Below are 20,775 nucleotides of genomic sequence, written 5' to 3'. Positions count from 1 at the left end.
AGGGCAAGAATAGGTTCGGGGGCTGCAATTCGCCAGCACCCCCTGGTGGAATTTCTGGTGCCAGGGTCGGGCAACAAAAAACCGCAGTACCCTCGGATACTGCGGTTTTCAAAACTATGGATCTATCTGTATCTATCCCTACCGGGCCATGATTTTTGCAGTCAGGCTTTGACCTTGCGGGGTTCGAACCTCCAGCAGGTACATGGCTGAATTTAAACCGGGCAGGTTGACGGGTATGGTTGTCATCCCAGCCTGCAATTCCACTGGCATCCGTTTGATGCTGACACCATTCAGGGTATAGACCTGCAAGATGGCACGGGTAGGAACAGCCGATTCGATCCCCACCTCGAAGTCCGTATTAAAGACGGTCGGGAAAGGCTTCATCTCAACCAGTGTTTCGGAGCGCCCCTGCTTTTCCACCTCGCCCGTCGGGCAGGTTTCGGCATGGACAATCACGTAGAACCCGTTTGTATAGTCGCTTACATCTATGGGTTGAAACTGATAGCTAGTTACGTTGTTGAGCGGGTCGACTACCTGGGTATACTGGCCCGGTGCAACCGTTGGATCTCCTTTGTTATCTTCGGGGTATTTCTCTTCCCCAACATACAGGTGGGCCTGTGTCATGACATTCCCGGGTAACAGGTTGATGGTAACAGTAACCATATCGTTGGAATATGCCACGGTAACATTTCCGGACTGGTAGCCGTTGGAAGTATCGCATTGTCCGGCACCGGAATAAAATTCCATATTGTAGTTTCCTTCCGTATCGAAGAAGTTCGTCCAGCCCCAGCGGTTGGCGCCTAAATTGTCCTCACAGAAGGATGTATTATTTGGGGTATATCGAGCAAAGGCAGTCTGGCACTCACCGGTTGGCTCTTCGCAATCGAGGTCTTCATCGATCTGACCGTCCCCGTCATTGTCCAGACCGTCGCATTCCTCTACGTCGCAGCCATCGGGGATGCCGTCATTGTCCGAATCGGCCGTATCGTCAGAGCCTGGGCAGACATCCACGCAATCCGGGACACCGTCGCCGTCTGAGTCAATGGTGTCGTCGCAGTCGTCCGTGCAATCTGGAGTGCCATCACCGTCGGTATCAATGCGGTCGTCGCAGTCGTCCGTGCAATCCGGAGTGCCATCACCGTCGGTATCAATGGTGTCGTCGCAGTCGTCCTCGCAGTCGGAAATACCGTCGCCGTCTGAGTCAATGGTGTCGTCGCAGTCATCCACACAATCCGGGGTACCGTCCCCGTCCGAGTCAATGGTGTCGTCGCAGTCATCCACACAATCCGGGGTACCGTCGCCATCCGTGTCAATGGTGTCGTCGCAGTCGTCCGTGCAATCTGGAGTGCCATCACCGTCGGTATCAATGCGGTCGTCGCAGTCGTCCTCGCAGTCGGAAATACCGTCGCCGTCCGTGTCAATACTGTCATCGCAATCGTCGACACAGTCCGGGGTACCGTCCCCGTCCGTGTCAATACTGTCGTCGCAATCGTCGATGCAGTCGGAAATACCGTCGCCATCGGAGTCGATGCGGTCATCGCAATCGTCTTCGCAGTCCGGGATGCCGTCGCCGTCTGAGTCAATGGTGTCGTCGCAGTCGTCCGTGCAATCTGGAGTGCCATCACCGTCGGTATCAATGCGGTCGTCGCAGTCGTCCTCGCAGTCCGGGATGCCGTCGCCGTCGGCATCAAAGCCTTCGTCAATCTGGCCATCCCCGTCGTTGTCCACACCGTCACAAACTTCTTCCGGGGGTGTCGTCGAACAACTGATGGTTACTTCACAAACTGAGGAACATCCGTCCGAATCCGTAACGGTAACCTGGTGCGTACCTACCCCTAGTTGGGTAGCCGTCTGGGTGGTTTCCCCATTGCTCCACAAATACGTGTAGGGGGCGATCCCCCCGGTCATATGTACGATGGCCGATCCATCGGTTGCCTTTGTAGTGCTGGCATCCGAAACCTTTTCAACCTCGCAGCTATGCGGATCTTCAGTCTGGTGCGCGATATCCGAAACAGTCGGATAGGTTGCACCTACCAGAGCTACCGGGAATCCCAGAAGTAAAACCGCAATGATTAATTGGGCGAGCGTAGTTTTTTGCATGTGGTTTCTGTTTGGTTGAACATGAAAGCACAAGCAGGTACAGGAGGTATGGGGAAGGTTCCAGAAAGCAGCCGTAAAGTTCCGGCGGCGTTTCCAAAAAGGAATTTAGATAAAGTTCGTCCTTGGTTGGGTCAATTGCGGATCAAAAGCGGTTAAATTCGTTAAAAGTATTGTTAATCAGATGGTTGCATGAATTTTCCTCCAAGCGGTTTATACCTTCCGGCACGTCCGGCCCGGGAAATTACCAATCCTCACGGCCCACAATGAGCAACCACTCCCGTTCGCCCCCGATGCGGAGGATCCGGTCTACATGGAATCCCGAGCGGGCATAAAACTTGAGCAAACCGATTTTCTCAATCACAAGCCAGAAACCACGTGCCGGAACCTCGGTTCGAATCGCTTCCATCCATCGGGTGCCCAGCCCTTCCGAACGGTGTTTTGCGTGCACGTAGAGGTATCCGATGTACCAGTATTGCCGGTTGTATAAATCCCGGGCACGGTCTTCGTAGGGGCCCATATCCGGGAAGATGGCCCGGCTGACGATGCCTCCGCAGGTAAATCCGTGATTATCCGAACAAACGAGGATTCTCGATTCCCCGGCGATATCCGGCCAGGCAGCCCGCAAGCCGTCCGTCCAGTCCATGGGGAGCTCCCGGAAAAATCGCTCGGGGGTTTTCGTCCAGTCGGTCAATTGCAGCGGCTTCATCTCAGAGGTAGCCCCAGGACCACAGTTTATCCGAATCCTCCTGCCAGCGGTCGCCGATATCGGTCCGGTAGTAGCCGTTGTTAACGATCACGCTCCCAATGCGGTTGTACATGGTCCGTTGGGCATCCTTCATGGTGAGGCCGGTCCCGGTAACCAGCACGGCCAACCCGGTATTTCCGGTAATCAGCCACTGGTCGCCCACCTGTTTCAGGTGCATCGGGTGGATACCTTCCGTACCCTTCTGGAAAACCACAACGGCGTCCTTCGAAAAGAGGTCAAATGTCTTTTTGTCGTCGTACGGAAAAGGCGGGACGGCAATAAACGCCCCTACCTGGAAGCCCTTGCGCGTCTGCAGCGTTTCCCGAGTACCGGCCGCTATCCCGTAAAGCAACTCCCCCATCGGCTCGGTGATTCCCGCCCGCTGGATAAAAATCTGGGGGTACCCGAAACGGGAAGTGAATTCGAGGGGGTAGACCCCATTGCCATTCACGATGCAATTGATATCCAGGTGACCCCGGAAATTTTCCCGCGCCAGGGCGGGACCGAATTTCTGGAGGGTCCGCTCAAACAATGGGGAATGGGCCGTCCAAAACATGGAGGATCCCATTTCGCCGGTGGAAACCCCCACTTCTTTCGGGAAGAGTTTCTTGTGTTCGAAGGTTACATTGTACGGGGCGAGGAATGATTTCCCGTTGAAAAACGCCGAAATAGAGATCTCCACCCCTTTGACGCGCCGCTGCAACTGGAAACTTCCGAAGCCGGCTCCCCAGGATTTCTCATAGGCCCGAAGCAACCTTACGACATCCTCCCCCCGATCGTCCTTGCCGACAAAGAGCAACTGCTTCAATTCCTGCGTCTCCCCCATCGGTTTCACCACGTAGGCGTTCGGGTGGGTTTCCACAAACCGGATCGCCTCCTGGAAACTGTGGAATTCGTGGGAGGGGATTGTTTTGATCTTGTGGCGCTGCAACTCCTGCTGTCCGAAATTCCGGTCGAGCTCCAGTTGATCCGTATAGGCCGTTCCCCCGAATACCGGTTTGCCCGCTTCCCGGAGCCGGTCGGCCTCGGCGCCAAATCCGGTGTAGTCGAAAATGATCAGGTCCGCCCAATCCACGTGCTTTTTCCAGTCGCGGACCTTCGGGACAAACCCGTATCCGATCTCCCGGGATGGGCGGTCCTCGATATAGAACTTCATCGCATGGCCTTCTTCTTTCATGGCGTTGGCCAAATCCAGACTTTCGCCCCAACGGGATACCATCAGGATGCGTTTTGCCCCTGGTTGATTAATGAGAGCGGCCATAGGCGTGGGAATTGAGAGCCAGGAGTCCCCGTGCAAAGACGGGAACCGCGGGATATTCTGTCCGGTGCGCTTGCTGAAGCGTCTGTTCCTTCTGCGGGTTCCCCGCAGCGGGGCGGCCGGTGGTGTTGCTTAGTTGCATCGCTGGGACAACCGTCCCGATACTTGTGTTTTCACGGGGCGAAATTCGTCTTTTTTCCGATTCAAAAACCATCTCTTCAAAAATAATTTTCACCTCCGCCGGAGCCTTGAATTCCACGCTCGAAATCGTACTTTTACAGATATCACCTGGCTGCCTTGTACACCGTAGTAGACATAGAAACCACCGGGAACGGGATTTACGGAAACCGGATCACGGAAATTGCCCTGTTCAATATCGACCAGGGCCGTATTGCGGATTCTTATTCCACCCTGGTAAACCCGGGATGTGAAATTCCGGCCTTTATCACCGGGCTCACCGGGATCACCACGGCCATGGTGCGCAATGCCCCGGATTTTTCAGAAATAGCCCCAAAGATCGATGCCTTCTCCTCTGGGCGGGTCTTTGTGGCCCACTCCGTGAATTTTGACTATCCGATTGTCCGAAAGGAGTTCGAAAGGTGCGGCCTGGACTTTGGGCGTAAAAAACTTTGTACCGTGCGGCTTTCGCGCAGGGTGTTCCCGGGGCTTCGCTCCTACAGCCTGGGTAAGCTTTGTCGCTCCCTGGAAATCCCGCTCTCCGATCGGCACCGCGCCGCCGGGGATGCACGGGCCACCGCATTGCTCCTGCTCCGGGCCATGGAGCAGCCCGGCGGACAGGACACCATTGCAGGCTTCCTCAATGCCCGGTCGCGGGAAGGGACGCTCCCGCCTCACCTGCCCCTGGAGTCCTTCCGGCAGCTACCCGAGGCACCGGGTATATACTTTTTCAAGGATTCCAAGGGAAATGTCATCTATGTAGGCAAGGCGATCGATATCCGCCAGCGCGCCCTCGGGCATTTTTACGATACCTCAGACCGGGAACGCAGGCTCTGCCGGGAGACCTCCCAAATCGATTTTGAATTATCGGGTTCGGACCTGGTTGCCCTGCTGATGGAAGCTGCCGCCATCAAGAAGTACTTTCCAAAATACAACCGGGCGCAAAAAAACATCCGTCCGGCTTTCGGACTGTTCAGCTATCCGGACCGAAACGGCGTAATACACCTGGCGTTTAACAGGCTCGCCCGGGGCCAGCAAGCGCTTCGCGTCTTCTTCAGCCAGACGGATGCCCGTTTATTTTTGGAGCAACTGTGTACGGAATTCGGGTTATGTGCCAAGTTCTGCCACCTGCAGGAAGGGGTGGCAACCTGCAGTCATTTCCGCGTGCCGCAATGCGCGGGTATTTGCTCGGGAAAACAAACCGTGGAAGCCTACAACAAAAAGGTCCGCGACGCCTTGCAATCGCTGGAGCCCGGCGGCAACCACCTGGTAATAGACGAGCAGGGCAGGCAACCGGATGAGCGAGGCCTGGTTTGGGTGGCAGACGGGACCTACCGGGGGTACGGCTTTGTTCCCAAAGGCCAGTGCCCGGATCGCCTTCCGGACCTCGAGGCGCTGATCACCCCCCAGAAACACTATCCGGAAACGGAGAAAATAGTACAGTCGTATATATTGAAACACCCGGCCAGGGTAAAGCGTATCCCCGGGTAAACTACTTGTTCTTATTCCGGAGCTTGTGGAATTGCCGGATGACAAAGAGCAACCAGACCATAAAGACCAGGCCGACAAAAATCGAATATACAAGGACGAGGTCCATGGTCACTTTTTGTATTTGAGGTAATTCATAAATCCGAGTATGGTTGGAGCCCACAAACCGATGAAAATAGCCTCCAGAATGTGGCCCTGCAAGTATCGGATTTCAGCAACTACAATAATCGAAAACACTATCAGGAGCAGCACGATATTCATCCACCCGAGCCGCTCCAAAAATTCTTTAAACATCTCGCGTCTTCTGTTTCTCGCTAAAATTAGGGATTTACACCCGTTTTATTAAGAAATTTTTGTGATTTTCTTAACATATAAAAAAAGGGCATATCTCCGACGGGGAAATGCGTCCTTCTGATCAAAACAGGTGCTGTAATGGCGTATCGGAATCCGGACCCTACCGCAGGTTACTCTCCCGTCTGGGAAGGGCACCTGAAGGCTGTTACCGGCAGCCCGCTCTCTTTCATCGCCTTAAACCCGCCACCGATATCCGTAAGGTTGTGGTATCCGCGGCTTTTCAGGATGGAGGCGGCAATCATCGAGCGGTACCCCCCTGCACAATGCACGTAAAAGGCCTCCTCCTGCGGGAATTCCTGGAGGAAGTCATTGATCCTGGCCAGGGGCGTGTTCTGTGCGCCTTCCAGATGTTCGGCCTCGTATTCACTTTCTTTCCGGACATCGAACACCCGGCCAGGCTGTTCGGCCATCTCGGATTCCATCCGGGAAGCCGGCCGGGTCCTGACCTGGTCGATTTCCTTCCCCGCCGATTCCCAGGCGGTAAACCCGCCTTTTAAATAACCCACCGTTTTGTCAAAACCGACCCGGGACAGGCGGGTGACGGCCTCTTCCTCCTTCCCTTCCGGGGTCACTAACAGTATGGGCTGTTCCACATCGGCTACCAGGGCACCCACCCAGGGGGCAAAATCGCCATTCAGGCCGATAAATATTGAACGGGGGATGTGGCCCCTGGCAAAATCTTCCTGGTGGCGGACGTCCAGGACAATCGCCCCGGTCTCTTCTGCAGCTGCTTCAAAGGCATCCGGTTCCAGGGCGCGGGTCCCGCGGGCGAGGACCTGGTCAAAGTCCTCGTAACCTTCCCGGTTCATTTTTACGTTCAGGGGGAAGTAATCCGGCGGGGGCGCAAGCCCTTCCGTCACCTCGGCGATAAATTCCTCCCGGGTCATGTCTGCCCGGAGTGCATAATTCACCTTTTTCTGGTTCCCCAGCGTATCGACGGTTTCCTTCATCATGTTCTTCCCGCAGGCCGAGCCCGCCCCGTGGGCCGGGTAGACAATCACCTCATCGGGCAGGGGCATTATTTTATTGCGCAGGCTGTCGTACAGGGTGCCAGCCAGTTCCTCCTGGGTCAGGTCGGCAGCCTTCTGGGCCAAATCCGGGCGGCCTACGTCGCCGAGGAACAGCGTGTCGCCGGAAAATATTGCATGGGGCTTCCCTTCCGGGTCGCGCAGCAGGTAGGTGGTGCTTTCCATGGTATGCCCCGGGGTATGCAACACCTCAAAGGCTACCTTGCCCAACCGGAAAACCTGCCCGTCTTTCGCTATCACCGCGTCGAAGGACGGGTTGGCCAGGGGGCCGTAGATGATCGGTGCCCCGGTTTCCCGCGACAGCGTCAGGTGCCCGCTGACAAAATCCGCATGGAAATGCGTTTCGAATATATATTTGATCTCCGCCTTGTCGGATTTTGCCCGCCTCAGGTAGGGGCCAACCTCACGGAGCGGGTCGATGATCGCCGCCTCCCCTTCGCTTTCGATGTAATACGCCCCCTGGGCGAGGCACCCGGTATAGATTTGTTCAATTTTCATGATGAAGGGTTCTGTCGAATAAAAGTACGAATTTAAGCGGATTTCAGGGGGCCAGACAGGCCTAACCTGCAGGCTGGAGCCGTACCGAAAACTCCGCTTTTTTGGAGTCGAGGAAGCGAAACCCCTCGTGAAGGCGGGCAGGACCGTGTGTATACGGGTAATAGGTGATGGGTTCCACGCATACCATCCCGGGGTCCGGCGACCAGAGCATAAAATTCCCGAATCCGGCCGTGTGGATGCGCAGCGGCGTATCGCCTCCCAGGAACACCGTTTCGCAGGCGGGAACTTCCAGTGCACGGTCGCCGGCTGCGAGGATTTCCGATAGTTCGAATTCCCGGCCGCACGCCTCCAGGGACCCCTCCCCCCCCAGCCGGAAAGCCGGGTGGTAACCGAACATGTACGGCATGTCTTTCTCCCCCTCCACCCGAAAGGTGATTTCCAGGGAACCAGGGCCCAACTGAAAATGTTTTTCAACCCGGAACGAAAAAGGCCAGATCAGTAGCCGGGCTGTTGACCGGCCGGGATACTTGGAATTCGCCACCGGGGTTCCCGCTTTGTATTCCCTGACAAACACGGCCCGGTCCTTTTCCCGGACCGTACAGGAATAAGCCAGTTCCCGGAGCAAACCGTGCTGGTCCTGGATCGCATTTCCCCGGGGCACCTGCACGCGGTAGGCCGCTTCCGCCGTCGGGCCGATCACCGGGAACATTTCGGTGTCCGAGTGGCCCCATCCGGGTTCGGAAGGATCGTGCATATACTCCCTGTCTCCCCGCCGGAAACTCCGGAGTTCTCCAGCTTCGACCCGGACCCGCAGGTCGCCGTTGATCAATTCCGCCTGGCTTGTATACTCTTGCTTCATATCGGGTTTTTCTTTGTTCTCTTTGCGTATCCGTCGTCCATCCGCGCAGATGGCACGATCAGAATTTACGGGTCCGCCAGGCTTCCGGCAAATCCGGCAGGGCCCGGTCCAACGCAGCAATCTCATCCTGCCAGCCCTTGGCGAGCATCGTCCGGAACCGATCGGGTATTTCCCTTTTCTTTCCCTTGTTGACCGCTGCCTTGAATTGGGCGAGTTCCTTGGTCATGGGTTGAATGCCCAAAAAGTCGCAAATCTCATTAAAGAGCTCCTGCGGTTGATCGCGGAGCTGGTCAAAATAAACAATTTTTAACCGATCCTCCGGCACGTACTTTTTCCAGATCTGCAGGCTCTTTGCGAAGGACTTTTCCTCTTTCAGTTCCCGGATAAAACCCTCTATCGCCTCCTCACTGTTCTCAATCTCCCGGATGCGGACCATCATCCGGGCAAACGACCACGCCCATTCCGGGGGGTATCTAAGGGAAATAATGAATTTGGTGTCCGGGAGCAACTCACAGATACGGGCAACTTCCGCTTCGGGGAGGAAAAAGTACTGGGGGCTCACCTCGCCGGAGATGCACCCCGGGGTGTTATCAAAGCTGGACAGGTACCAGTTGTCGTCGTGCCTGGCAAAAAGGTATTTCAAGTCCCAGGCCAATCGCCGGGTATCCCTTAAAGTTCCCGGCTGTCTGAGGTAAGTCCTGAATCGTTGCCTGAAATACGCGCGATACTGGGGGTTGTGCCAGCTCTTCCGGTGCAAAAGCCGGTGCAGGAAACTTTCGCCCGGAAACGCCAGGTTTTCCCAGAAATAGCGAAGCTCCTTAACCGGGGTGCACCGGGTTTCCGGATGCGTATTCAGGTGCTTATATATCCAGGTCGTTCCGGTCTTTTCCGGACCAACCCCTATGAAATCAGGACCTTTATTGGATGTTTTGTTGTTTTTTGATGCATGGTTGTCAGGCGAATTTTTCGGGGTCATAAATTCTGCGTATCGAATTGCAAAGGCGTCGAAGCTCCTTGCCTCTCATAATAATTAATGTGCCTTTCTATCGATTCCTCTCTGAACAGTGCACACCCGCCCACGATGGACTATTCCTTTACCGGTGGGCCGGATTCCGGGTCCAGAAAACCCTGGTCCCGCATCCACTGGTCGTTGTATATTTTATTTACATACCGGCTGCCGTGGTCGTGGAACAATACCACCACCACGTCTTCCGGGCCAAAATGTTCCGCGAGCTGCAGCACGCCTTTCACAGCGGCCCCGGCCGAATTGCCCAGGAACATACCCTCCTCCCGGGCCAGGCGCCGGGTATACAGGGCCGCATCCCGGTCGGTGACTTTGGTAAAGCCGTCGATGATCTCAAAGTCCACATTCTCCGGCAGGATGTCCTCCCCGATGCCCTCGGTCACATACGGGTAGATCTCGTCCGGGTCAAAAATGCCGGTTTCATGGTATTTCTTAAACACAGACCCGTAGGTGTCCACCCCCCAGATGCGGATGTCGGGATTCTGCTCTTTCAGGTAGCGCCCCACCCCGGAAATCGTGCCGCCGGTACCCACGCCGACCACAAAATGCGTCACCCTGCCGTCGGTCTGCTGCCAGATTTCCGGCCCGGTACTCTCGTAATGGGCGCGGGTATTCCCCGGGTTGTCGTATTGGTTTACATACCAGGCGCCGGGGATCTCCTCCGCCAGCCGTCGCGCCGTGGAATAATAACTTCTCGGGTCCTCCGGGGCGACATCCGTCGGGCAGATATGCACCTCGCACCCCACCGCGCGGAGGATATCGATTTTCTCCCGGGATTGCTTGTCACTGATTACGCATATCATCCGGTAACCCCTGACAATTGCTGCCAGGGCGAGCCCCATACCGGTATTCCCGGAGGTCCCTTCCACAATCGTGCCGCCCGGGCTTAGCAAGCCGTCGGCCTCGGCATCTTCAACCATCTTCAGTGCCATCCGGTCCTTGACGGAATTCCCGGGGTTGAAGGTTTCGTATTTGGCGAGGACCAGGCAGGGTAAATCGCTGGTGATCCGGTTGATTCGGACCAGGGGGGTGTTCCCGATGGTCCCGAGGATATTCGAGGCGTATTCCATTACAGGCAAATATAGGCAGGCCAAAAGGAATAGCACAGGCCGAAGCGAACCGGGAAGGATGTCAATCGAATTGAATTGCCCGGACCGGGCTGATGCGGGTGATGATATAGGACGGCAACAGCAGCATGAGCAGGCAGAGCAGCAGCACCCCGAGGTTGAGCAACAAAATCGTTGGGAGGTCCATATAAACCGGGATATAGTCAATATAATATTCCTCGGGGTTGGGGAACTCAAAAATCCGGAAACGGTGCTGCACGGCCAGCAGCGCCAGGCCCAGGCCATTGCCCCAGAGCAGGCCGATACCGATCAGGTAGGCCGCGTTGTAGAGGAACACCTTGCGGATGCTCCAGTCCCGGGCGCCGAGTGCCTTGAGGATGCCGATCATCGGGGTGCGCTCCAGGATCAGGACCAGCAGGGCGGTGATCATATTGATGCCTCCCACCAAAATCATGATCCCGATAATCAGGGCGATGTTGAAGTCGAACAGCCCGATCCACTCAAAGATCTGGTAGTACTTATCGATAATCGTCTGGGTGTCCAGGCTGGAAAGGGTCTTCCCATAGATTTCCGCGCTCTTTTCCCCGATGGCGTCAAAATCGTCCAGGAAAATCTCGAAATTCCCGATCTCCCCGGGTTCCCACCCATACATCCGCTGGATGTGCCGGATATCCGTAAATACGTAGGTGCCGTCGAACTCCTCGAAGCCGCTGTCAAAGATCCCCGCCACCCGGAACCGCCTCCGGTTGGGAACGCGGGACGGATCCTCGTCCTTGAGGAACAGGCTGTTGAATTCGCTGCCCACCTGAAGCTGCAACCGGTTGGCCAGCAGGCGGGAAACCAGCACCTCCTCCCCGAGTTCCCCGCTGTAATCGGGCAGTTCCCCGGCCACCAGGAAATCCCGGAAGGCCGTCCAGTCGTAATCCGGCCCCACCCCTTTGGCGATGATCCCCTCAAAGGTGTCTTCCGTCCGGATGATCCCGGCCTTGGTAGCCACCGCCTGGATATGGCGCACCCCGTCGGTCAGGTTGAAATCCGGATAGAATTCCTGGTCGCGGGCGATGGGCACCACGGAGACCTGGGACACATTGTTGTCAAAATTGTAGATCTGGATGTGGCCGTTAAAGGCGGATACCTTTTCGCGGATCTTGTATTTGAGCCCCACGCCGGTGGCCAGGGCAACCAACATCATCAAGAGGCCCAAAGCGATGGCGGCAATAGCTATTTTAATGATTGGGGCGGAAATAGTACTTTTATCCTCCTTGCTGCCGATCAGCCGCCTTGCGATGTATAATTCTAAATTCAATCCCTGCCTGTGTTAACCACCCTCAAAAATACACTATTTGCACTTCTCCTGGGCCTGGCGGCCTGCGGAAGTTCCACCGGGCAACCCGCCGAAGCCGGGACCCCTGCCAACGACCCGGTAACGGGGGCCAACCAGACGGATGCCTATTTTCCATTGCTCCGGGGCAAGCGGATTGCCCTGGTGGCCAACCAGACCAGCGTCGTCTTCCGGGACGGGAAAGAGCCCGTACACCTGGCCGATTCCCTCCTGGCAGCCGGGATGGACCTCAGGCGCGTATTTGCCCCGGAACACGGTTTCAGGGGTCAGGCGGATGCCGGGGAACACGTACAGGACGGCACGGATATCCGCACAGGCCTGCCGATAATTTCCCTCTACGGGACCAACCGGAAACCCGGCCCGGAACACCTGGAAGGCCTGGACCTGGTAGTCTTCGACATCCAGGACCTGGGCGTGCGATTTTACACCTACATCGCAACCCTCCAGCTCGTGATGGAGGCCTGCGCCGAAGCGGGCATCCCCGTGTTGGTACTGGACCGGCCCAACCCGAATGCAAATTTTGTGGACGGGCCCATTATGGAAGACGCACACAAAGGGTTCCTGGGGATGACCCCCATCCCCCTGGCCTACGGGATGACCCTTGGGGAATACGCGGAAATGATCAATGCGGAAGGCTGGCTGGAAGGAGGCATCCGCGCCGAGCTGACGGTTATTCCCCTGCAAAATTACCAGCGCAGCATCCCGTACGAACTGCCCATCCCCCCCTCGCCGAATATCCCGAATACGCAGGCCGCCATGCTGTATCCCAGCCTGGGCTTGTTTGAGGGGACCACCGCAAACGCCGGCCGGGGAACCGACCATCAGTTCCAGGCTTTCGGGGCCCCCTACCTGGACCCCGGGCATTTTGCCTTTTCGTATACGCCCCGGCCGAACCCCGGCGCAAGCCACCCGAAACACGAAGGGGTGCTATGCCACGGCAGGGACCTGAGAAACGTGGAGCCGCCACGCGCCGTAAACCTGGAATGGCTCATTGAAGCCTATACACACCGGGATCCGGAATCGGAATTTTTCCTCACCAGCGGTTTTACCCGCCACGCGGGAACTGCCGAGCTGCAGCGGCAAATCGAAAACGGGATGCAAATGGAGGAAATACGGTCGTCCTGGCAACCCGGGCTGGAAGCCTTCCGGGCGATACGCGCCAAATACCTGCGGTACCCGTAGGCCCATGTCCCGATAAATTCCGGCTTCGGGAAATCCTAACCCCGGGCACCCGCCCCGGTTGCATCGGCATCCGTGCGGCCCGTGCCTGTTGTGGTGGGTTTCCGGTATTTGTGGAAGGGCTGCCGCAACAACCCCCAGACACTCCCATTCTCCTTTCGGTCCGGGAAGGTATCCACGCCGTAGACGATGGCTTCCCGGTCCAGTTCCCGATACGTCCCCAGCAACCGGTCCCAGATAGAAAAAATATTGCCGTAGTTGGAATCCGTGTAGGGCAGCACATAGTGGTGGTGCACCTTGTGCATGTCCGGGGAGACGATCACCCAGCTCAGCGCCCGGTCTACCCTGCGCGGCAGGCGGATATTGGCGTGGTTGAACTGGGTGGAAACCAAAGAGAGCGACTGGTAGAGCATCACAACACCTATGGGCGTACCCACCAGCACGACACCAAACAGCGTGAATACAAACCGGATCACGCTTTCGATCGGGTGGTGCCGGTTGGCCGTGGTGGTGTCTACCTCGTGGTCCGTATGGTGGACCAGGTGGACCATCCACAGGGGCTTCACCTGGTGTTCCACAAAATGCGGGAGCCAGGCCCCGAAAAAATCCAGCAACAGCACCCCGAGCGCGACATACGCCCAGAGCGGCAGGTCCGGCATCCAGTTGATGATCCCGAAGCCGCTGGTTTGCGTCCAGTCGCTGGCCTGCAGGAGCAGGAAGGCGAGGGCAAAATTCACCGCCACCGTGGTGAGTGTGAAAAAGATATTCGGGAGGGCGTGCCGCCATTTGCGGTATTTAAACCGAACCAGCGGGACCGCTCCCTCCAGGAGCCAGAAAATGGTGATCCCGCTCACCAGCAGGAGGCTCCGGTGGGAGGAGGGGATGGTTTCAAAATACCCGATCAGCGTTTCCACAGGACTAAAAATATTAAAAAGTCAGATGTATTCCGGCGGAGAACAGCCTTTTACCGGATTTAAAAATGCCAGCGCCCCGCACAAAACAGGTTGCCAGGCCTTATAAATAACCAGGCAGCCGCCTTTTCATCTCTTCGACGATCCGGAATGCCGCCGGGCAAATAGCCGTGTTCTTCAGGGTCAGGGAAGTGATCTGGTGGAATTTGCGGCGGTCGGTATGGGGGTATTCCCGGCACGCCCGGGGGCGGACTTCGTATATATGGCAAAAATTATCCGCACCCAGGAAGGGGCAGGGCAGATCCTGCAGCACCTGGTCGCCGTCCTCATCGGTGCGCAGGTATTTTTCCACAAAGGCCCCGGGTTTCATGCGGAGGTGTCCGGCGATCCTGCCGATATCGTTCTGGGTAAAGAGGGGGCCCGTGGTGCGGCAGCAGTTCCCGCAATCCAGGCAGTCCGTGCGCTGGAATTCGTCCCGGTGCAATTCCGCCATCAGGTGGTCCAGCTTCTTTGGCGGGCGTTGCCGGAGTTTCCCCAGAAACCGGCGGTTTTCCTCCCGCTTTTCAGCTGCCCGCTGGGGCAGTTTTTCCAGATCCTCATCCATTCCAACGGAGTATTAATTCGTATTTTTGGCGCAGCCTGCACCTTTAGCAGGCACCCCCCAAAGGTAGGGCCTATGGATGTTTTCGGAAAGGCATTGATGGATTACCATCAGGGCAACCCGGCCGGCGATCTGGTCAGTCACTCCTCCCTGGGGGATTCGGAAGTGGTACCCCCCTCCTACTTCTTCCGGGACTTTCCCGGCATGCCTTACCTGGAACAGACGGCGCTCACCCTGGCACGGGGCCGGGTCTTGGACGTCGGCAGTGCCGCCGGTTGCCACAGCCTGTGCCTCCAGGAGCGCGGCCTGGATGTCACCGCCCTGGACAGCTCTCCCGGGGCCCTGCAAGTAGCGGCTGAGCGGGGAGTCCAACAGCCGGTACTCGCAGATATCCGGGAATACCGGGTAGGGGATTTCGACACCTTGTTGTTATTAATGAACGGGATCGGTTTGGCGGGACGCCGGGCCGGGTTAACCCCCTTTTTGCGTCATCTGAAGTCCTTGCTGGCCCCCGGCGGCCAGATTCTGGCAGACTCCAGTGACATCATCTATATGTTCGACAGGGACCCTGACGGGGGCGTTTGGGTGCCCGGCGACCGGGAATATTACGGGGAAGTTACCTATCTCTGGGAATACGGGGGTCAGCGAAGCGAAGCGTTTTCCTGGTTATTCGCAGACTGGGAAACCCTGGGGGAAGCGGCCCGGGAGGCCGGGTTGGAGGCAGAATTGCTGGAACACGGGAACCATTTCGATTATCTGGCCCGATTATCCCACTAGCGGATACCACAACCGGGCAGCATTGCGTTAATAAAAAAATAAGCGGCATGACGACAAAGAAATACAGGATATTGTTCACCGGCCTGGCCCTCCTGTTTTTGGCACTCACAGGATGTTCCAAAGACGAGGGGCCCGTAGAGGTCCCCATCGACCGATCGGCCAACCTGCTTGCTACCGGGGATAGCGCCCCCGATTTCCTCACCAACGACGACTTTGACGCCCTGCGCGTGCAAGTGGCCTATGTACAGGGGTTTCGCCCCCTGGACGAATCGCTGGACAATGTCCGGGACTTTCTGGAGGACCGCACCTTCAAAACGGATATCCAGTTTGAATTCCTGCCCCTGCAGTCCCCGGGGGAAGAAAGCCTGAGCCTCCAGGAAATTGCCAACCTGGAGAACGAAAACCGGACGGTCTTCAACGAGGGAAACACCCTTGGGATGTACATCTATTTTGCCGATGCGCCGGCCGATGCGGATATGGAAGACGAAAACATCGTCACCCTGGGGGCGGTGTACCGGAATACCTCCATGGTCATCCACGCCACCACCATTCGCGATGTGACCTTCCGCTCGAATTTCCTGCGCGTTGCGGATGTGGAAACGGCCACCATCGGCCATGAATTCGGCCACCTGTTTGGCCTGGTAGACCTGGGCACCCCGGAGGTCAACCCGCACGAGGACCCGGAGGCGCCCAACCACTGCAATGAATCCGATTGCCTGATGCGGGCCCAACTGGAATTCGGGACGGGGATGACCAGCATGCTGGAAAAAAGGACCGCCAAAGGGATGGCAGCCGTCCCCGCCCTGGGCCCGGAATGCATCCTGGACCTCGTGCAGGCAGGCGGCCGGCCAAATTAGGGGATATTCAGGTATTTATGCGTCTGCAGCGACACCCGCCACCGGGGGTTCGCCATCACGTACTCCACGATGAGCGGGGTCACCCTCTCCCGCACGCTCCATTCCGGCTGCAGGTAGAGCAGGCAGTCCGGGGAAGTCAGCTCCGCGTGCTCCTCGGCAAATTTCAGGTCGTGCCGGTTGTAAACGATTACTTTTAGTTCATGTGCCCGCTGATGGATATCGCCCACCGGGGCCTTGTTCTTTTTCGGGGAAAGGCAGATCCAGTCCCAGGTACCGGTGAGCGGGTAGGCCCCGGAAGTCTCGATATGGATTTTCATTCCGCGGGATTTCAATCGGGAAGTCAGCGGGGCCATATCCCACATGAGCGGCTCCCCGCCCGTCACCACAATGGTATCCGAGGCCGCTGCGGCATCCCGGACGATTGTATCGACGGCCGTGGGGGGATGCAGGTCGGCATTCCAACTCTCCTTGACGTCGCACCAGTGGCACCCCACATCGCAGCCGCCTACCCGTATGAAGTAGGCAGCCGTCCCCTTGTGGAAACCTTCGCCCTGTATCGTGTAGAACGCCTCCATCAACGGGAGCATCAGCCCCTTGTCCACCTGCGCCAGTACCCCTGCTTTTTCCATGCCGCAAAGATAGGGAATCCGGGGTTCCCGCACCGGGTCCCTCCCCGGGCATCAATTTGTTTTAGTATTCTGGGTAATTCCCCTATTTTTATCACAAAATCCAACCTATGTCCAACGCGGAAGCCTTCCGGGAACACATCGAGAACGGATATCGCTGCAAGGGCGACTTCATAACCGTCGGCGCCGCCATGCTCAACGGGGAGGCCCTGACCGGGGCGCATGTAAAAATCCCCCTGGAGACGATGAACCGGCACGGCCTCATCGCCGGGGCAACCGGTACGGGTAAAACCAAATCCCTGCAAGTACTCGCGGAAAACCTGTCGCTCAAGGGCGTGCCCGTACTGCTCATGGACCTGAAAGGCGACCTCAGCGGCCTGGCTCAACCCAGCCCGGGGCACCCGAAAATCGACGAGCGCATGGCCCAGATTGGCCTGGGCTTCGAGCCGTCGTCCTTTCCCGTGGAAGTCCTGACCCTTTCCGAACAGGACGGGGTAAAACTGCGGGCCACCGTTTCGGAATTCGGCCCCGTGTTGCTGTCCCGGATACTCGACCTGTCTACCGTACAGGAAGGGATCGTGGCGGTGATATTCAAATACTGCGACGACAACAAACTGCCGCTCCTGGACCTGAAGGATTTTAAAAAGGTCCTGCAGTACGCCACAGGCGAAGGCAAGGAAGAATTCAAGAAAAACTACGGGCGCATCAGCACGAGTTCCACCGGGACAATCCTCAGGAAGGTCATCGAACTCGAACAGCAGGGGGCCGATTTGTTTTTCGGCGAAAAATCCTTTGAGGTCAACGACCTGACCCGGATTGACGACAAGGGCCGCGGGTATATCAATATCATCCGGCTTACGGATATACAGGACCGGCCAAAACTGTTTTCCACCTTTATGCTCAGCCTGCTGGCGGAAATCTACAGCACCTTCCCGGAACAGGGCGATAGCGAACGGCCCGAACTCATCCTGTTTATCGACGAAGCCCACCTGATTTTCGACCAGGCCTCCAAGGCGCTGCTCGAACAGATCGAAGGGATTGTCAAACTCATACGCTCCAAGGGGATTGGCCTGTATTTCGTCACCCAAAACCCGACGGATATCCCCAACGAAGTACTTGCCCAGCTTGGGTTGAAAGTCCAGCACGCGCTCCGGGCCTTTACCGCCCGCGACCGGAAGGCGATAAAATTGACTGCTGAAAACTACCCGATCTCGGAATATTACGACACCAAAGAGGTCCTGACATCCCTGGGTATCGGGGAGGCGCTGGTTTCCGCCCTGGACGAAAAAGGCCGGCCCACCCCCCTGGCCGCCACGCTGATGCGGGCGCCCATGAGCCGGATGGATATCCTGACGGACCCGGAACTCGCCGACCTGGTTGCCGCTTCAAAACTCCGGGAGAAATACAACGAGGCCATCGACCGGGAAAGCGCCTATGAAATGTTGAACGAGAAAATTGAAAAAGCCGAGGCCGAAGCCGCCCGGGAAGAAGAAGCTGAGGCCCGGGCGAAAGCTTCCGGCACTCGCAGGTCGTCATCTTCCCGTCGCTCAACGCGCATGAACCCGGTCGTCAAGGTTTTGACCAGCGCTACGTTTATTCGCGGGGTGCTCGGCGTGTTGAAAAAAGTCATCCGTTAAACCATTTGTCACCAACTGCTAATCTGCAAGTGAATTCAACGAACGCCCGAATCGCATGAAACATACCTCCGCCTGCCTTTTAGGCTTATTATTTTCAACCGTGTTTCTCTTATTGACAGGTTGCCAGAACGACCCGGCCGGGGACCCTTTCCTAATTTCCAGCGGACAGGTCGGCAAGCTCCGTCGATCACACACCCTGGCACAGCTCGACAGCGTGTACCAGGCCGATTCCCTGGTGCGGGACACCACCCGGACCCAACTGGGAAATGCCGGAAGGATTGAGGTGTATGAAAAAGGAGGGAAACATTTGCTGACCCTCAGCCCCACCGGTGACAGCCTGGGCCGGATTGGCAATATCCGGGTACACGACAAACGCTTTGCCACCGACCGGGACATCCACCTGGGCAGCACCTTCGGGGAAATCAAGGAACAATACGAAATCCGAAAGATCATCACTTCTTTGAACAATGTGCTCGTCCTGTTCAAAGGCACGGACGTGTATGTAACGATTTCCAAGGAATCGCTCCCGGCCTCCCTGCGCTATTCCCAGGACCCCATTGAAGCCGTGCAGATCCCGGATACGGCGCCGGTGAAATACCTGATGGTAGGCTGGGATTAAGGACGCGTCCGCAATTTTTCATATCTTGTCTTTTTGGCTGCCCGGGGGAAAAGAGTCCCGCCATGTCGGCCACTCAACTCATACAACATGCGACCTATCCACACCCACCTCCTCCGGTATCTTTTGCCGGCTGCCTGCCTGATGGCAACACTTGCGGGAAGCGCCCAGTCCGGCCCGGGCATCTTTGACAGAAACCAGGATATCGGCGGGGTACAGGTACCCGGCTCGGCCGAATATGAAGCCGAAACCGGCACCTATCGGATCACCGGAGCCGGGGCGAATATGTGGTTTGGCAGCGATTCCTTCCACTACGCCTGGACCAGCGTCAACGGCGATTTTATCCTGCGGGCCGAAATGGCCTTTGAAGGGGAAGGGGCCGACCCGCACCGTAAAATCGGGTGGATGGTCCGGGAATCCCTTCGCCCCGACGCGGCCCATGCAAATGCCTGCGTCCACGGGGATGGGACAACCGCCTTGCAATACCGCGCGGCCACCGGGGCGGAAACCCTGGAAAACCCCTTGGAAACCCGCGCTCCCGATGTGGTGCAGCTGGAACGCCGGGGAGACACCCTGACGCTCTCCGTAGCCCGGATGGGGGAACCTTTTGAATCGGTGAGCCAGGTACTGTCGCTCGATCCGGAGCTGTTTGCAGGGCTGTACGTTTGCTCCCACAACCCGGGTGTACCGGAGACCGCGACATTCCGCAACGTGCGCATTATCAAACCGGAAAGCCCGCAGGATACGCCCTACCGGGATTACCTGGGAAGCCGGCTCGAGGTCCTGGACCTGAAGACGGGGTTGCGGAAAGTACTGTTTTATTCGGCCCATAGCATCCAGGCTCCCAACTGGACCCCCGACGGAAAAACACTGATCTACAATTCCAACGGCTATCTCTATACGTACGACCTGGAATCCGGGCGCATCGGGGTCCTCAATACCGGGTTTGCGGATTCCAACAACAACGATCACGTACTCCTCCCCGACGGAAGCCGAATTGCCATCAGCCACCACAACCCGGACGACGGAGGGGTTTCGTCCATCTACCACCTGCCCATTGAAGGCAGCGACCATCCGGAAAAAGTAACCGGGGAAGGCCTGGGCGCTTCCTACCTCCACGGATGGTCCGCGGATGGGCAGACCATGCTCTTTACCGGCAACCGGAACGGGCAATACGACATCTATGCGGTGGATGTGGCCTCGGGGAAGGAAACCCAACTTACCAACCAGGAAACCCTGGACGACGGCTCGGAGTACAGCCCGGACGGCCAGTGGATCTATTTTAATTCCAACCGCACGGGCACCATGCAGATCTGGCGGATGCGGCCCGACGGCTCCGAACAAACCCAACTGACCCACGACCGGTTCAACGACTGGTTCCCGCATGTATCCCCGGACGGGAAACAGGTGGTAATGATCAGCTTCCCAACGAGCGTCCCGTCCGGCGACCACCCTTTTTACAAGCACTGCATGTTGCGCATCATGCCATACGAAGGAGGGCAGCCGGTGGCTATCGCCTATGTATACGGCGGGCAGGGGACCATCAATGTACCCAGCTGGTCTCCCGACAGCCGGTACATCGCTTTTGTGACCAACTCGGACTGAGGGCACTTTTGAGGCCTCGGATATTT

At 57.2% G+C, this 20,775-nt stretch carries 19 protein-coding genes; 7 read left to right on the top strand and 12 right to left on the bottom strand.

Annotated elements, in window-relative coordinates:
• Window positions 1-138: 138 nt before the first annotated feature.
• The 3 genes from RB2501_RS15765 to RB2501_RS06770 all read right to left on the bottom strand — a co-directional run bounded on the left by RB2501_RS15765 (window position 139) and on the right by RB2501_RS06770 (window position 4,106).
• Window positions 139-2,100, bottom strand: a complete 1,962-nt coding sequence (locus tag RB2501_RS15765) for a SprB repeat-containing protein (protein ID WP_015754023.1) — start codon at window positions 2,098-2,100, stop codon at window positions 139-141.
• A gap of 241 nt (window positions 2,101-2,341) precedes the next feature.
• Window positions 2,342-2,806, bottom strand: a complete 465-nt coding sequence (locus tag RB2501_RS06775; RefSeq protein ID WP_015754022.1) for a GNAT family N-acetyltransferase — start codon at window positions 2,804-2,806, stop codon at window positions 2,342-2,344.
• 1 nt (window position 2,807) lies between these two features.
• Window positions 2,808-4,106, bottom strand: coding sequence for a phosphoribosylamine--glycine ligase (locus RB2501_RS06770; protein ID WP_015754021.1), 1,299 nt, complete (start codon window positions 4,104-4,106; stop codon window positions 2,808-2,810).
• A 294-nt stretch (window positions 4,107-4,400) separates the two neighbouring features.
• On the opposite strand from RB2501_RS06770, the gene RB2501_RS06760 reads away from it, so the two are divergent.
• Window positions 4,401-5,771 (top strand): exonuclease domain-containing protein, encoded by a 1,371-nt coding sequence (locus RB2501_RS06760; RefSeq protein ID WP_015754020.1) that lies wholly within the window; start codon window positions 4,401-4,403, stop codon window positions 5,769-5,771.
• 108 nt (window positions 5,772-5,879) lie between these two features.
• Here the strand turns inward: RB2501_RS06760 and RB2501_RS06755 are convergent, their stop codons facing one another.
• The 6 genes from RB2501_RS06755 to RB2501_RS06730 form a co-directional block, all read right to left on the bottom strand.
• Window positions 5,880-6,062 (bottom strand): hypothetical protein, encoded by a 183-nt coding sequence (locus tag RB2501_RS06755; protein WP_015754018.1) that lies wholly within the window; start codon window positions 6,060-6,062, stop codon window positions 5,880-5,882.
• Between the two features lie 170 nt (window positions 6,063-6,232).
• Window positions 6,233-7,648 (bottom strand): MBL fold metallo-hydrolase, encoded by a 1,416-nt coding sequence (locus RB2501_RS06750; protein ID WP_015754017.1) that lies wholly within the window; start codon window positions 7,646-7,648, stop codon window positions 6,233-6,235.
• Window positions 7,649-7,709: 61 nt separating this feature from the next.
• Complete coding sequence (locus RB2501_RS06745; protein ID WP_015754016.1) at window positions 7,710-8,507, bottom strand: aldose epimerase family protein; 798 nt, start codon at window positions 8,505-8,507, stop codon at window positions 7,710-7,712.
• Between the two features lie 58 nt (window positions 8,508-8,565).
• Window positions 8,566-9,483, bottom strand: a complete 918-nt coding sequence (locus RB2501_RS06740) for a sulfotransferase (protein ID WP_015754015.1) — start codon at window positions 9,481-9,483, stop codon at window positions 8,566-8,568.
• Window positions 9,484-9,593: 110 nt separating this feature from the next.
• A complete protein-coding gene (locus RB2501_RS06735) occupies window positions 9,594-10,601 on the bottom strand; it encodes a PLP-dependent cysteine synthase family protein (RefSeq protein WP_015754014.1) in 1,008 nt (335 codons plus the stop codon).
• A gap of 61 nt (window positions 10,602-10,662) precedes the next feature.
• The gene (locus RB2501_RS06730) at window positions 10,663-11,904 is read right to left on the bottom strand and encodes an ABC transporter permease (protein WP_015754013.1); all 1,242 of its coding nucleotides are present in this window, start codon (window positions 11,902-11,904) and stop codon (window positions 10,663-10,665) included.
• A gap of 9 nt (window positions 11,905-11,913) precedes the next feature.
• On the opposite strand from RB2501_RS06730, the gene RB2501_RS06725 reads away from it, so the two are divergent.
• Window positions 11,914-13,122 (top strand): exo-beta-N-acetylmuramidase NamZ family protein, encoded by a 1,209-nt coding sequence (locus tag RB2501_RS06725; protein ID WP_015754012.1) that lies wholly within the window; start codon window positions 11,914-11,916, stop codon window positions 13,120-13,122.
• Between the two features lie 35 nt (window positions 13,123-13,157).
• Here RB2501_RS06725 and RB2501_RS06720 read toward each other — a convergent pair whose 3' ends face one another.
• Together RB2501_RS06720 and RB2501_RS06715 are read right to left on the bottom strand one after the other, a co-directional pair.
• Entirely contained in the window at window positions 13,158-14,033 is an 876-nt protein-coding gene (locus RB2501_RS06720) for a sterol desaturase family protein (RefSeq protein ID WP_015754011.1), read from the bottom strand.
• Window positions 14,034-14,133: 100 nt separating this feature from the next.
• On the bottom strand, window positions 14,134-14,634 hold the full coding sequence (locus tag RB2501_RS06715) for a YkgJ family cysteine cluster protein (protein WP_015754010.1): 501 nt from the start codon (window positions 14,632-14,634) through the stop codon (window positions 14,134-14,136).
• Window positions 14,635-14,706: 72 nt separating this feature from the next.
• Between RB2501_RS06715 and RB2501_RS06710 the strand changes: the two genes are divergently transcribed.
• Entirely contained in the window at window positions 14,707-15,408 is a 702-nt protein-coding gene (locus RB2501_RS06710; RefSeq protein ID WP_015754009.1) for a class I SAM-dependent methyltransferase, read from the top strand.
• A gap of 47 nt (window positions 15,409-15,455) precedes the next feature.
• Window positions 15,456-16,265: a hypothetical protein gene (locus RB2501_RS06705; protein WP_015754008.1), complete on the top strand. Its 810-nt coding sequence runs from the start codon at window positions 15,456-15,458 to the stop codon at window positions 16,263-16,265.
• On the opposite strand, the gene RB2501_RS06700 is transcribed toward RB2501_RS06705, so the two are convergent.
• Window positions 16,262-16,894 carry a 7-carboxy-7-deazaguanine synthase QueE gene (locus tag RB2501_RS06700; RefSeq protein WP_015754007.1) on the bottom strand — a complete coding sequence of 211 codons (633 nt, stop codon included), beginning with the start codon at window positions 16,892-16,894 and terminating at the stop codon, window positions 16,262-16,264. The genes RB2501_RS06705 and RB2501_RS06700 overlap by 4 nt on opposite strands.
• A gap of 107 nt (window positions 16,895-17,001) precedes the next feature.
• Between RB2501_RS06700 and RB2501_RS06695 the strand changes: the two genes are divergently transcribed.
• The 3 genes from RB2501_RS06695 (at window position 17,002) to RB2501_RS06685 (ending at window position 20,749) form a co-directional block, all read left to right on the top strand.
• Window positions 17,002-18,528, top strand: a complete 1,527-nt coding sequence (locus tag RB2501_RS06695; RefSeq protein WP_015754006.1) for a helicase HerA-like domain-containing protein — start codon at window positions 17,002-17,004, stop codon at window positions 18,526-18,528.
• A gap of 55 nt (window positions 18,529-18,583) precedes the next feature.
• Complete coding sequence (locus tag RB2501_RS06690) at window positions 18,584-19,147, top strand: hypothetical protein (protein ID WP_041327051.1); 564 nt, start codon at window positions 18,584-18,586, stop codon at window positions 19,145-19,147.
• 87 nt (window positions 19,148-19,234) lie between these two features.
• Complete coding sequence (locus RB2501_RS06685; protein WP_041327050.1) at window positions 19,235-20,749, top strand: TolB family protein; 1,515 nt, start codon at window positions 19,235-19,237, stop codon at window positions 20,747-20,749.
• Window positions 20,750-20,775 lie beyond the last annotated feature (26 nt).

The organism is Robiginitalea biformata HTCC2501, assembly GCF_000024125.1.
Classification (GTDB): Bacteria; Bacteroidota; Bacteroidia; order Flavobacteriales; family Flavobacteriaceae; genus Robiginitalea; species Robiginitalea biformata.
Note: the sequence above shows the minus strand (reverse complement) of the source record. Positions and strands in the feature narration are given on the sequence as shown.

What these genes read in the sequence shown, in the direction of transcription:
- RB2501_RS15765 (WP_015754023.1), bottom strand. Translation starts at nt 2,100, where the DNA reads ATGCAAAAAACTACGCTCGCCCAATTAATCATTGCGGTTTTACTTCTG.
- RB2501_RS06775 (WP_015754022.1), bottom strand. Translation starts at nt 2,806, where the DNA reads ATGAAGCCGCTGCAATTGACCGACTGGACGAAAACCCCCGAGCGATTT.
- RB2501_RS06770 (WP_015754021.1), bottom strand. Translation starts at nt 4,106, where the DNA reads ATGGCCGCTCTCATTAATCAACCAGGGGCAAAACGCATCCTGATGGTA.
- RB2501_RS06755 (WP_015754018.1), bottom strand. Translation starts at nt 6,062, where the DNA reads ATGTTTAAAGAATTTTTGGAGCGGCTCGGGTGGATGAATATCGTGCTG.
- RB2501_RS06750 (WP_015754017.1), bottom strand. Translation starts at nt 7,648, where the DNA reads ATGAAAATTGAACAAATCTATACCGGGTGCCTCGCCCAGGGGGCGTAT.
- RB2501_RS06745 (WP_015754016.1), bottom strand. Translation starts at nt 8,507, where the DNA reads ATGAAGCAAGAGTATACAAGCCAGGCGGAATTGATCAACGGCGACCTG.
- RB2501_RS06740 (WP_015754015.1), bottom strand. Translation starts at nt 9,483, where the DNA reads ATGACCCCGAAAAATTCGCCTGACAACCATGCATCAAAAAACAACAAA.
- RB2501_RS06735 (WP_015754014.1), bottom strand. Translation starts at nt 10,601, where the DNA reads ATGGAATACGCCTCGAATATCCTCGGGACCATCGGGAACACCCCCCTG.
- RB2501_RS06715 (WP_015754010.1), bottom strand. Translation starts at nt 14,634, where the DNA reads ATGGATGAGGATCTGGAAAAACTGCCCCAGCGGGCAGCTGAAAAGCGG.
- RB2501_RS06710 (WP_015754009.1), top strand. Translation starts at nt 14,707, where the DNA reads ATGGATGTTTTCGGAAAGGCATTGATGGATTACCATCAGGGCAACCCG.
- RB2501_RS06705 (WP_015754008.1), top strand. Translation starts at nt 15,456, where the DNA reads ATGACGACAAAGAAATACAGGATATTGTTCACCGGCCTGGCCCTCCTG.
- RB2501_RS06700 (WP_015754007.1), bottom strand. Translation starts at nt 16,894, where the DNA reads ATGGAAAAAGCAGGGGTACTGGCGCAGGTGGACAAGGGGCTGATGCTC.
- RB2501_RS06695 (WP_015754006.1), top strand. Translation starts at nt 17,002, where the DNA reads ATGTCCAACGCGGAAGCCTTCCGGGAACACATCGAGAACGGATATCGC.
- RB2501_RS06690 (WP_041327051.1), top strand. Translation starts at nt 18,584, where the DNA reads ATGAAACATACCTCCGCCTGCCTTTTAGGCTTATTATTTTCAACCGTG.
- RB2501_RS06685 (WP_041327050.1), top strand. Translation starts at nt 19,235, where the DNA reads ATGCGACCTATCCACACCCACCTCCTCCGGTATCTTTTGCCGGCTGCC.